Genomic DNA, 11,684 nt, shown 5'->3' with positions numbered 1-11,684 from the left:
ATGACGAATTCGCTTAAAACTACTATCATAAACGGAACGCTCTTATCCACAACAAGGACAAGGAAATTTCGTGCCACGTTCAAAATCTATATAAACATCAATAACTAGATTTGCTTTTTGAACTTTTGCATCAACTAACAACCAAGGTGCTTTTATTCCTAACAAGGGGCCTAAGCCTGATAAATCTTCCATGCCGAAAATTAGTGAATATTTTGTATACCCACTAATTTAGGCGAAGAGCCTTTTCCGTTATGTGAATGTTTTTCTTATTACAATTAATTGAAAAATCATCTGTGTTTTCTGTGTAATGGATTCGTACATCCGCATCAAACAAATAGGAGGTAAACCGATTGTAGATTCCCATTGGTATCCAGCGTTCTCCTAAGTTAAAATCCAGTTCGTCAAATTCTATCCGTCTGGGAAAAGCTTTTTCTAATGCTTCCAAACTTTGGGATGCTTCCTTATCATTTGGTTGTAATAGTAAGTGTTCTTTTATCGTTTCAGCTTTTGCCACCACATTCCCTGAAACCCATCGCTCCGATATTTCATACTCCTTTTCCAAAGGGTTATAAAAAATGCGTCCTGCCAGATTCTCTTTCAGATTATCAACTGATAATCCGCTAATTTGTGACATATAATCCAAACGGACAGTCCCATATTTATTTAATGATGCTGCCAATGCCTCGTCAGGATTATCCGTTGCCAGAGTACTAATAGAAAAGCTGACGGGTTGGTGGAATATATCTGCTTTGTGAACAACGCCTCCAATTACACGTTCCAGATAAGGTATTTCTTTTCCCGCACTGTCGGTTTTTATCAGCTTGATATTCTCAGCGTTATTCAGGTTACCATAGCGTTTGACAAAGGCATCGTAGAGCTTGTTTAACATTTCCCTTTCTTGCTTATGTTCGGTCTGCTTTTCTGTTTCTTTCCAATATAAATCAAGATAAACATCCCTAATGGAAACATAAGCCTCAGCTCTTGTTTTTTGGTTTGGCGTTAAGTGCAAGGGATGAAATATTGCCTGCCCATTGTCGTTATCGAAGTCTTTTAGAGAACCAATATGTCCTTTATCAATGACAAGACATTCATTACGGTGGAATGGCTGGATTTTTCCCGTATAAATAGCGGGACTTGGAATTTCATTGATTAGATGAGTTGTTTTATTTTGACCGTTACCGTCCGTGCCTGAAAACAAATCCCCAACCAAAGCCTGCTTATTACTGTTTTTTGGAGTAGCGGAAGCCTTCGGCGCGTAGAACTGTTCCATTCCACTGAATAAACTTCCTTGACGACCGTTTGTTGACTTTTTTTTATAGGATGTTGGTTTTTTAGTTTTGACAGGATTTACAGTAGCTACGGTCTTTACCTCATTTTCAAAAAGGTCAAACAAGCTCAACTGAACTTCATTGGCTTTACTGTTTGTTGGAGTAAATAAATCCTGTTGTTTCTGTTGTATTGTTTGTTCTTCTGAAACAGAAGACATTTGCTTTGGCTCATACAAAGTATGTAATCGAGTTTCCAGATTATGTTGCCCGTTGTACAATCCAATATCAAAACGGGTAGCAAAGTCGGCAGTAAGCATCTCTTTGAGGTCTTTAGCAATACCTTCTATCCCGTCCTGATGCTGATAGATCCAAGTGGGCTTTCCATACATATCAGTCCCTTTGTGGAAAGAGGTATGCACAACACGTTGTGGATTTTCAAATAGCACATTATTGATGGTGTTATCCGAGGTTGTATAGGTTTGGCAGAAACGGTTTTCCAGTTCGGACAACCCTTGCTTATTAGTATTCTTTTGCAGGATTATGAGGTCGCTTCCTACTTCAGTTCCAGCGTAATCCGTAAAGAGGTTATTTGGTAAACGTATGGCCGAAATCAGGTTGCAGTTTTGCATTAATCCTTGACGTATGGGCTCATTTTTCTGGCTATTAAGAACACCTTGTGAGGTAATAAACGCCATTACCCCTCCATCTCGAAGCACATCTATTCCTTTTAAAAAGAAATAATTATGAATGCTTCGGGTGGCCTGCACACGAACAACATCTTTACTCCGTACAAAGGAAAGATCAAATACCGATATATCTCCAAATGGAATATTGCTGGCAATCACGTCATAACTTTCCTTTTCACTATCTGGGATTTCTTCGAATCCTGTAATGCGGATACTACTATTCGGATTAATTTGTTTTAATACCTTACCGGTAAGCAATTCCTTTTCGTATGCTGTTATTTGTGATATCCCATCATTTTTTAAGGTTTCAATAAATGCTCCTATTCCTGCCGATGGTTCTAAAAATCGTTGGATATTTATTTCGTTTTCCTTTATGGATTTTACTATGGCTTCAATTACGGGAGGCGGGGTATAAAAGGCTGTCAATACAGAGCTTCTCATACTATCCACAAATTGGTGGTATTGCTTTTCATCTGCAGCGTTTTCACGTAAGAGTTTGTAAAGTTCTTGGGTGTGGGAAAATAAATCCTGTTCCGATTTTACCCATTTCCCGATGGCACTGGGTGTATCTACAGGATTGAGCACAAATTTAAGGCCACCAAAACCACTGTAAAGCATCATTTGCTTTCGTTCGGTTTCGGTAGCCTGACGTTTCTCCCGTTCTAAGCGAAAAGCAATTCGTAACGCTTCAATATTGTGTTTAAGATGCTCTTTTTTACTGAAGGCCATTTTCCTCTATCCAGATTTGGATGGTTCCTACCAGTTCAGTATAGAGCAAGTCAAATTCGGGACTGTCAGCAAAATCATCGAATAGTTTATATCCCGCAAAGACGGCTTTGCATGCAGGCATCATCTTCAAGGCGAAGGGGCGGAGTTCTTCATCTGACATCAATGTATCAAACTCATTGCATACCACTTGAAATACCGTATCAAATTTTGAAAAGTGTAACCCTTCAAGCAATATATACAGGGCAATCTCATTGCATTGTTCAATTGTATTGCCAGCCAGAAAAGCATCATTATATGATTTTGCTGCTAATCGGCCACGTTTATCAATAAAATCTTTATTTCCAGATAGCTCAGGAAAACTTGTGATGAGTAATTCCTTTAATCTCAATGAGTAATAGGATATTTTATTTTCTGCTGCCATAACTGTTTTTAATAGATGATTGTAAATTTACTTCATTAGAAAGTAGCAATAAAAATAAAGAGATGGATCGTATTGAAGATTCTTAAAGCAATATTTGACAGGGAAAGGCATTAATTGGCGTTTGTATTTTAATAGTGCCGTCAAAACAAATCTATTAAGGCTTAAATTTTATAAAGTATCCATATAAATCTTACTAAGTATTTGACTTTGTTAGATTTAATTTTTTGTTTCTGTTGTCGTTTTAATCAGGCATAGCTCTAAAATCTTACAGAATAAGCCCGTGGAATTTACTAAAATAAAATATAAGCTGATATACTGCTCTATTTATAACTCGGTTATTAAGATTCTGGTTTATTTCCAAATAAAAACATTGATTTTTTAATTTTATTTTGTTTCAGTAAATTTTGTATTTTTTACTTTTTTTATTTGATTTTTTTGTTTAAATTTTAAATTTATTAAAATTAGAATCCAATGTCTTTTATTTTATTTAATTTTACCTTCTAGTCGGTCAAGAACTAGACTCTATAGCGTGTTATGCCACTTGTGGTTTCAAGCTATATTTTTTGCTTTCGTATTCTTTCTCAAATTCTATTTTTTGATTTGCGAATCACCTATATCAGTTCGAGTAATTTTCTTTGAATTGACACTAATGCTTTCATTTTTATTCCATGTTTTGATATTAATCTTGCATAGTCCTCTTTGTATATTTCATTCCATTTTACAGCCGATAGTACGGGTAAATGCATTGCCTTTCTTGGGTTTTTATTTCCCTGTTTAGACATCCATGGCTTCCCTTTTACAGAGGTTCCGGTCTGTTTTCTTTGACATCCAATCCTATGTAACTTGATAATTGTTTACTAGATTGAATGAGGTCAAATCCATTAATTGCCACAGTTAAGATTCCCACTCCAGGAAATGTACATATGTTTTCGACATCTTTTTTTAGATTTGAATCCGCATTTATAATTTCACTAATATCGTTATTTGTTTGCTTTTCATTACAATCCAAAAGGCTAAAATAAAAAGTGCCTGAGAATCCCGTACTTTTGATTTTGCGAAACAAATAATACTTTATAGGACTCTTCATACGAAAAAAAATATCAAAAAACCGGTTATACGACAAATTATTGAACTTGCTCCCAGTTTTAACCAATCAAAAAATGAATGCCTATTTAAAAGAAATTGCAGGCGTTTGCGAGATTGAAAAAGAATTAACCTTTCACATTGCCCGACACACTTTTGCAACGACTGTAACGCTTACAAATGGTGTTCCAATAGAAAGTGTAAGTAAAATACTTGGACACAAAAATCTGAGAACTACTCAACACTATGCAAAGGTTTTGGATAAAAAAGTTAGTGAGAATATGCAGGTTTTGAGGGATAAGCTTGCATTTGTAGAAATACAAAATTATCAAGCTAAATAAAAATTAAGAACATTCATTGCATATACCTACTAGAACACAATTCATATGTTCGACAATATATCTTTCGGGAACTGTAAACTCTACCTTTGTCGGAAGACACTCGATAGTTTCACATTTTGTACAACGAAAATGGAAATGATTATTTGTAGGTGTTTCATCACATTTTACACAGACGGCAAAATACTGCTTACCATCATCCGCAACTATCCTGTGGACAATTTCATCCTCACAAAAGCGGTTCAAAATTCTATAAATAGTTGCCCTATCTGCACTCAATTTCATTTGACTCACAATAGCCTCTTGGCTCATTGCTCTTCTTTTACTTGTTAGCACTGACAAAACAGCATCTTGTGTTGCAGTATTTCTTCGTTTAATCATAATACAAAATTAGCAAAAAAAATTAATGCGACGATATTACAAAAACTATTGCAACACTATCGCATTAGTATAAAACATTTTTATATTTGCCGATTGAAATAGTAAAAAATGAACACAAGACGAAAATTCATAAAACAAAGTACCTTGGCATTAACGGCAATGACTTTACCCTTTCTACTAACTTCATTTACAAAATATAACAATATGAAAGACAACAAAAATTATGAGGTAATTATTATAGGCGGAAGTTATGCCGGACTTTCAGCAGCAATGGCTTTAGGTAGAGCTTTACGAAATGTATTAATCATAGATAGCGGTAAACCGTGTAATAGTCAAACTCCGCATTCACATAATTTTTTAACACAGGATGGAAAAGCCCCTAAGGATATTGCTAAAATCGCCATTCAACAGGTTGAAAAATATAAAACAATAAAATTTTATAATGGACTAGCAATAAGTGGACAAAAAATAGAAAATGGATTTGAAATTACAACAAAAGCAGGCGACAAATTTAATGCAAAGAAACTGATTTTTGCAACAGGCGTAAAAGATATAATGCCAAATATAATAGGGTTTTCAGAATGTTGGGGTATTTCGGTTATCCATTGTCCATATTGTCACGGATATGAATATAAAAATGAAAAAACAGGAATTCTTGCAAATGGAGACATCGCTTTTGAACTTGGAAAATTAATCAATAATTGGACAAAGGATTTAACAATTTTCACAAATGGTAAAGCAACATTAACCGAAGTGCAATTTTCAAAACTAAAAAAACACAACATAAAAATTGTCGAAAAAGAAATTGACTATTTTGCTCATAAAAACGGTATAATGGAAAGCATTATTTTTAAAGACAATACCTCCGAAACAATTAAAGCCCTGTACGCAAGACCGAAATTTGATCAAAATTCAGAAATAACAAAGCTTTTGGGCTGTGAAATAACAGAACAAAATTTTATAAAAATAAATCCATTTCAGCAAACATCTCAACACGGAATATATGCGTGTGGTGATAACTCGAGTATGATGCGTTCTGTTTCATACGCAATAGCCACTGGTGGAATAGCGGGATCAATGTTGAATAGAGAATTAATTGAAGAAGAGTTTTAAATCTAATTACATAAAAATCAGAAATGCAAACCATAATATGAAAATACTGCGAGATAAGACTTCTTTAATATGAAAAAAAAACTAAGCATCTAATTTTTGACTACAACAATATATATTTCGGCTACACATAAGAACAAATAGATATAGAACTTTGTAACATAAATTTTAAACAAATAAATTATGTCAACAAAAAGTAAAATTGCGTTAGTAACTGGTGGGAATCGTGGATTAGGTAAAGATATAGTGCTGAATCTGGCTAAAAACGGAAACAATATCATTTTTACCTATAACAGCAATAAGATTGAAGCAGACAAAGTAGTAGCAGAAGTTTTAGCAATTGGACAAAAAGCTATTGCATATCAGTTGGATGTTAGCAACATAAAAACCTTTGATGCATTTGTAGATCAAGTTAGCCAATATTTAAAGGAACACGAGGGTTCGTCTAACTTCGACTTTCTAATCAACAATGCAGGTACTGGTGTGTTTGGTTCTGTTACAGATACTACCGAAGAGGCTTTTGATGCTATGATGAACATTCATTTTAAAGGAGTTTATTTCTTAACCCAAAAGCTTCTACCATTATTAAATAATAGTGGAAGAATTGTAAATATCTCATCAGGACTAACCAGAATTTCTTTTCCAAATGTTTCAGCATATGCAAGTATGAAAGGTGCAATCGAAACCTATACAAAATGCTTGGCAAAAGAATTAGGAAGTAGACAAATTACAGCTAATAGTATTGCACCCGGAGCAATTGCAACTGATTTTGGCGGTGGTTCAAACAAATCAGATGAAAACAAGAGAAATGCAATTGCATCAATTACAGCATTAGGGCGTATTGGTGTACCTGAAGATATCGGAGGAGTGGTTGCATTTTTATGCACACCTGCAGCAGGTTGGGTAAACGGACAAAGAATTGAACTTTCTGGAGGTATGATGATATAAATAATTTGTAATTTTGAAAAATGAATCAAAATCAAGTACATAGAGTAAAATCAATTACCGAGTTTCATAAGATGAAGGGATTGCCTTCACCTCAGCATCCTTTAATCAGCTTATTTGACTATGAAACATTTGAATGTTCTAAGGAGATAAATTATAAAAACTTTGCATTTGACTTTTATCATATTTCTATTAAACGTAACATTGGAACTAAATTTAAATACGGTCAAAATCATTACGATTTCGATGATGGTGTGATGTTCTTTATAGCACCAAATCAGGTTTTTGGAATCGAATCTATTGAAGAAATTGCATCACCTAAAAGTGGCTGGGTGTTAATGATACATCCTGATTTTTTATGGGATACCGCTTTGGCAACAAGTATTAGGCAGTATGAATTCTTTGATTATGCTGTAAATGAGGCATTGTTTCTTTCTGAAAAGGAAGAAACAATTCTCAATGATATTGTTAAGAATATTGAACTGGAATACAATAGTAACATTGATAAATTTAGTCAAAGCATAATTATATCCCAAATCGAAACTTTACTTAATTATTCCGACCGCTTTTACCAAAGGCAATTTTTAACTCGTAAGATTAACAATCATAAGATTTTACAGAATGTAGAAAAAATTATTGATGATTATTTTAAAGATGATAGTATAACAGGATTGCCTTCTGTTCAATATGTTGCGCAATCCTTAAATCTATCACCAATGTATTTGAGTAATTTATTGAAGTCTATAACTGGGCAAACTACGCAACAACATATTCACGAAAAATTAATTGAGAAAGCTAAATTGAAACTTACTACAACGGATTTAACTGTTTCTGAAATTGCTTACACACTTGGTTTTGAACATAGTCAAAGTTTTTCAAAACTATTTAAAACTAAAACTAATTTATCTCCCTCGGAATTTAAAAATTCATTTAATTGAACTTACAAATTACAAAAAATTTAGATAAAAAAATTATGATTAATAAAGACGAAAAAACTATCGTGTGGCGCAAGCTGGTAGTTTAGTTATGCTAAAACCAAAGCCAAGCAAAAATCAGTGAATTGACTAACTAATTCAACAAATCATCAGCAGTACACTATTTCTCAGTCATTTTCAGTTTTTATTTCTTTTAATCTTTGTTTGTCGCCCCAAAGTTTCAAATGATTAATAAAAGGAATTAATTCTAAACCAACACTGGTTAAAGAATATTCAACTTTTGGGGGAACTTCGTGAAATACTTTTCTTGAAATTAACTCGTCGTTCTCTAATTCTCTTAAAGTTTGTGTCAGCATTTTTGGAGTAACATCTGACAATGTTTTTTTTAATTCGCCATATCGTAAGATATTTTTATTACTCAAATTCCATAATATTCTGCCTTTATATTTTCCGCCAATTCTTTTAAAAGCGTAATCTACGGAGCAGGTTACATCTGAACAAGAATCATATTCATTTATTTTTGACATTTATTTAATTTTAAATCATTGATAATCAATATTAGTACACTTTTAGTATGTAGATTACTTAAATGTGCATACTTGTCGCAAAGATATTAAATTTTTACCTTTGTACTTCATTAAATAAAATAAATATATGAAAGCAATAATTTTAAACGAAGCAGGATCTGTTGAAAATCTAAAATATGTAGATACTCCAAAGCCAGAAATTAAAAGTGATGAAGTATTGGTAAAAACAATTTCATTAAGTATCAATCCTGTAGATTATAAAGCAAGGTCAAATAGCGGATCATTGACTTGGCTTTTTGAAGAAGAAAGACCTGCTATTTTAGGTTGGGATTTGTCTGGTACTGTTGAAGAAATTGGCGAAAATGTTTCAGATTTCAAAATTGGTGATGCTGTTTTTGGAATGGCAAATTTTCCCGGAAGAGGAAATGCCTATGCTGAATTTGTCGCAGTTCCTTCATCGCATTTAACTTTGAAACCAACAAATATTTCCCACCAAGAAGCGGCTTCGGCTTCACTAGCTGCACTTACAGCTTGGCAAACTTTGGTAAATAAAGGAAATGTAAAAAAAGGAGATAAAGTTCTAATTCACGGAGCTTCAGGTGGTGTTGGTCATTATGCAACTCAAATTGCTAAACATCTTGGCGCATATGTTATAGGTACTTCTTCGGCAAAAAACAAAGAATTTGTTTTACAAAATGGAGCCGATAAGCATATTGATTACACTTCTGAAAATTTCTTAGAGATTGTGTCCGATGCCGATTTTGTGCTTGACACACTTGCAGGTGATTTAATTTCTAAATCTATAGATGTGACAAAAAGAGGTGGAATAGTTGTTACAATTCCGTCCGGAAATATATCTGACGATGATCTGATTAAAGCAAAAGCAAAAGGTGTTGATTTATCATTTGTTCTTGTAGAGTCTTCTGGTGATGATATGTTGAAAATTGCACAATTACTGAAAAAAGGTATTTTGAAATCTCACGTTTCTGATACTTTTACTTTTGAAGAAATGAAAAACGCCCACTTACATTTAGAAAAAGGTAGAACTGTCGGCAAAATTGCAATAAATATTTAAGAATAATCTAACGCAGATATTTAACTATAATGTCTGCGTTAGTTTTTTTTGCAAACCGCCTCAAGTTACTAAGTTACATAGTTTGTTGTATTCCTATAATCCTTTTTCTATGTTCAACACCCCAATTCGCTAATACTTGTGTAACATTTTTTAATGTCGCACCATATTCTGTGATTTCATATTCAACTATTACTGGTTGTGTATTTTGAACAGTTCTTTTTATCAATTCATTTATTTCTAATTCTTTTAGTTCTCTGCTGAGCATTTTACCTGATATTCCTGTTACTTTATTTAGTAATTCGCTATATCGCATTTTGTCAAAGCAAAGACAAGCAATTATAGATACTTTCCATTTTCCACTTAAAATATCCATTGTATCGTGTATTGCTAATATTGTTTTAGTACATTCTTTAATTGGTGTTTTTATTTCTGTTTCCATAATTTGTCAGTTGGTTACTCGTTTATCACTATTACTTTATGACACAAAGTTACTTTTATTCACTAACAAAACATAATTTTGTGCAATAATTTAAAAAAAAAGATAATGGAATTAATAGAAACGTTAAAGTGGCGATACGCCACAAAAAAATTTAACAATAAAAAAGTTGCTAACGAAAAAGTACAAGAAATAATTGAAGCTATCAATCTATCCGCTTCTTCAACAGGGATGCAGACTTATAGACTTTTTGTAGTTGAAAATTCAGAATTGCAAAAAGAATTAGGTCAAGATTCTTTCAATACTCAAATTGCAGAAGCATCACATTTATTGGTGTTTGCAGCACTTGAAACAGTAAATAAAGAAATGATTGATAAGTACATTCAATTTGTGGCCAAAGAAAGAAATATGCCTGAAGAATATTTGGAAGATTTTAAAACCGCTTTGGTAAATGGATTGCTTAACAGAACTGATGATGAACATTTTATTTGGTCTGCAAAACAAGCTTATATCGGTTTGGGTACCGGTTTGATTGCGGCTGCCAATTTACAAGTAGATTCAACACCAATGGAAGGTTTTGATGCAGAAAAATTTGATAGCATTTTAGGATTAAAAGAAAAAGGACTAAAAAGCGTCGTGCTACTTGCTTTAGGATATAGGGATACAGAAAATGACTATATGGTCAACTTAAAGAAAGTAAGATTGCCATTGGATGTATTTGCTACTGAAATAAAGTAAGTAATTGATTCTAAATTTGTTTGCAAAAATTAAAATAATTATATCTTAAAACAATTGTAAAACTAAAAAAAGTGGAGTTTCAATCGACAACTTTTTATGTATTTAAGTTTTAGAACTAAACATAAACAAATTACACAAAAAAGTATTCAATTTAAGTGCGAAATACGGCAAAATGGTACAAAATAATTTAATAAATTTGTAAAAATTTAATTTACACAAGTGGAATCATTATTTAATTACATAAATAAAATCGTGCCCAATTTAATTTCAGAAAGCGATTTTGATATTGTAAAAAATTCTTTTGTTTTAAAAAGAATTAAAAAAAAACAATATTTTTTGCAAGAAGGTAATATATCCACTCATATTGCATTTGTAGTTAAAGGAGCACTACGTCAATTTTATGTTGATAGAAAAGGATTAGAACATATTATTTATCTTTTTATTGAAAACTACTGGATTAGTGATCGAGAAAGTGCAATTACACAAACACCTTCAAAGTATAACATTGAAGCACTGGAGGATACTGAACTATTAATTATTTCAAGAGCAGAAATGCTTGAATTAATGGGAAAAACACCGGCACTTGCAGAAATGTTTAGAATTTTAGATGAAAGGAATTCAGTTGTTAATCAAAAAAGGTTGAATTCCTCCATATCAAATACCGCAGAGGATAAATACAAAGAATTTACCAAGATTTACCCACAATTTGTTGAACGATTTCCACAACATATCATTGCCTCATTTCTAGGTATAACTAAAGAAACATTGAGTAGAGTAAAAAAGTAGACTAATAAATAACTCACCTTACGCAGAAATACATTAGAATTCCATAGTTTTAACATTTGAGAAGTTGATAAGATTTAACAAATAGCTAGATGGTTAATTTTGGAGATTTATATAGTGATTACTTGATATGTTCTACATCTTATACTACTGCGACTGGTATGGCTAAACTTTTATCAATAAAGCATGACAAAATCACCCGTGAATTATCCAATGAGAATTATGATAG

The 11,684-nt window shown here is 32.7% G+C and carries 14 protein-coding genes and 1 pseudogene; 7 read left to right on the top strand and 8 right to left on the bottom strand.

What is annotated here, in order from left to right:
* Positions 1 to 42: 42 nt before the first annotated feature.
* The 5 genes from AC8GF4_RS10770 to AC8GF4_RS10750 form a co-directional block, all read right to left on the bottom strand.
* Positions 43 to 192, bottom strand: a complete 150-nt coding sequence (locus AC8GF4_RS10770; RefSeq protein WP_506594584.1) for a hypothetical protein — start codon at positions 190 to 192, stop codon at positions 43 to 45.
* Between the two features lie 31 nt (positions 193 to 223).
* Positions 224 to 2,683 carry a winged helix domain-containing protein gene (locus tag AC8GF4_RS10765; protein WP_506594582.1) on the bottom strand — a complete coding sequence of 820 codons (2,460 nt, stop codon included), beginning with the start codon at positions 2,681 to 2,683 and terminating at the stop codon, positions 224 to 226.
* On the bottom strand, positions 2,670 to 3,104 hold the full coding sequence (locus tag AC8GF4_RS10760; protein ID WP_506594580.1) for a DUF1896 domain-containing protein: 435 nt from the start codon (positions 3,102 to 3,104) through the stop codon (positions 2,670 to 2,672). The genes AC8GF4_RS10765 and AC8GF4_RS10760 overlap by 14 nt, the downstream gene beginning before the upstream one ends.
* Before the next feature lie 611 nt (positions 3,105 to 3,715).
* Positions 3,716 to 3,886 carry a hypothetical protein gene (locus AC8GF4_RS10755; RefSeq protein ID WP_506594578.1) on the bottom strand — a complete coding sequence of 57 codons (171 nt, stop codon included), beginning with the start codon at positions 3,884 to 3,886 and terminating at the stop codon, positions 3,716 to 3,718.
* Positions 3,887 to 3,900: 14 nt separating this feature from the next.
* A complete protein-coding gene (locus AC8GF4_RS10750; RefSeq protein WP_506594576.1) occupies positions 3,901 to 4,191 on the bottom strand; it encodes an IS110 family transposase in 291 nt (96 codons plus the stop codon).
* A gap of 46 nt (positions 4,192 to 4,237) precedes the next feature.
* On the opposite strand from AC8GF4_RS10750, the pseudogene AC8GF4_RS10745 reads away from it, so the two are divergent.
* A pseudogene (locus tag AC8GF4_RS10745) lies at positions 4,238 to 4,528 on the top strand (tyrosine-type recombinase/integrase); the annotation flags it as partial.
* 3 nt (positions 4,529 to 4,531) lie between these two features.
* Here the strand turns inward: AC8GF4_RS10745 and AC8GF4_RS10740 are convergent.
* The gene (locus AC8GF4_RS10740) at positions 4,532 to 4,906 is read right to left on the bottom strand and encodes a Fur family transcriptional regulator (RefSeq protein WP_506594574.1); all 375 of its coding nucleotides are present in this window, start codon (positions 4,904 to 4,906) and stop codon (positions 4,532 to 4,534) included.
* A gap of 204 nt (positions 4,907 to 5,110) precedes the next feature.
* Between AC8GF4_RS10740 and AC8GF4_RS10735 the strand changes: the two genes are divergently transcribed.
* The 3 genes from AC8GF4_RS10735 (at position 5,111) to AC8GF4_RS10725 (ending at position 7,899) form a co-directional block, all read left to right on the top strand.
* Entirely contained in the window at positions 5,111 to 6,019 is a 909-nt protein-coding gene (locus tag AC8GF4_RS10735; protein WP_506594586.1) for an NAD(P)/FAD-dependent oxidoreductase, read from the top strand.
* 180 nt (positions 6,020 to 6,199) lie between these two features.
* Positions 6,200 to 6,964, top strand: coding sequence for an SDR family NAD(P)-dependent oxidoreductase (locus tag AC8GF4_RS10730; protein WP_506594572.1), 765 nt, complete (start codon positions 6,200 to 6,202; stop codon positions 6,962 to 6,964).
* A 20-nt stretch (positions 6,965 to 6,984) separates the two neighbouring features.
* A complete protein-coding gene (locus AC8GF4_RS10725) occupies positions 6,985 to 7,899 on the top strand; it encodes a helix-turn-helix domain-containing protein (RefSeq protein WP_506594570.1) in 915 nt (304 codons plus the stop codon).
* Positions 7,900 to 8,063: 164 nt separating this feature from the next.
* Here AC8GF4_RS10725 and AC8GF4_RS10720 read toward each other — a convergent pair whose 3' ends face one another.
* Entirely contained in the window at positions 8,064 to 8,423 is a 360-nt protein-coding gene (locus AC8GF4_RS10720) for a winged helix-turn-helix transcriptional regulator (RefSeq protein WP_506594568.1), read from the bottom strand.
* A 127-nt stretch (positions 8,424 to 8,550) separates the two neighbouring features.
* Between AC8GF4_RS10720 and AC8GF4_RS10715 the strand changes: the two genes are divergently transcribed.
* Positions 8,551 to 9,498, top strand: a complete 948-nt coding sequence (locus AC8GF4_RS10715) for an NADP-dependent oxidoreductase (RefSeq protein WP_506594566.1) — start codon at positions 8,551 to 8,553, stop codon at positions 9,496 to 9,498.
* A 73-nt stretch (positions 9,499 to 9,571) separates the two neighbouring features.
* Here the strand turns inward: AC8GF4_RS10715 and AC8GF4_RS10710 are convergent, their stop codons facing one another.
* Positions 9,572 to 9,937 (bottom strand): winged helix-turn-helix transcriptional regulator, encoded by a 366-nt coding sequence (locus AC8GF4_RS10710; protein WP_506594564.1) that lies wholly within the window; start codon positions 9,935 to 9,937, stop codon positions 9,572 to 9,574.
* 105 nt (positions 9,938 to 10,042) lie between these two features.
* On the opposite strand from AC8GF4_RS10710, the gene AC8GF4_RS10705 reads away from it, so the two are divergent.
* Entirely contained in the window at positions 10,043 to 10,672 is a 630-nt protein-coding gene (locus AC8GF4_RS10705) for an NAD(P)H-dependent oxidoreductase (protein ID WP_506594562.1), read from the top strand.
* A 219-nt stretch (positions 10,673 to 10,891) separates the two neighbouring features.
* Positions 10,892 to 11,458 (top strand): Crp/Fnr family transcriptional regulator, encoded by a 567-nt coding sequence (locus tag AC8GF4_RS10700; RefSeq protein WP_506594560.1) that lies wholly within the window; start codon positions 10,892 to 10,894, stop codon positions 11,456 to 11,458.
* Positions 11,459 to 11,684 lie beyond the last annotated feature (226 nt).

Origin of the sequence: Flavobacterium rarum (SeqCode), assembly GCF_965234445.1 — a bacterium.
Lineage (GTDB): Bacteria > Bacteroidota > Bacteroidia > Flavobacteriales > Flavobacteriaceae > Flavobacterium > Flavobacterium rarum.
The sequence above is the reverse complement of the archived record's forward strand: the minus strand, read 5'-3'. Positions and strand labels throughout refer to the sequence as shown.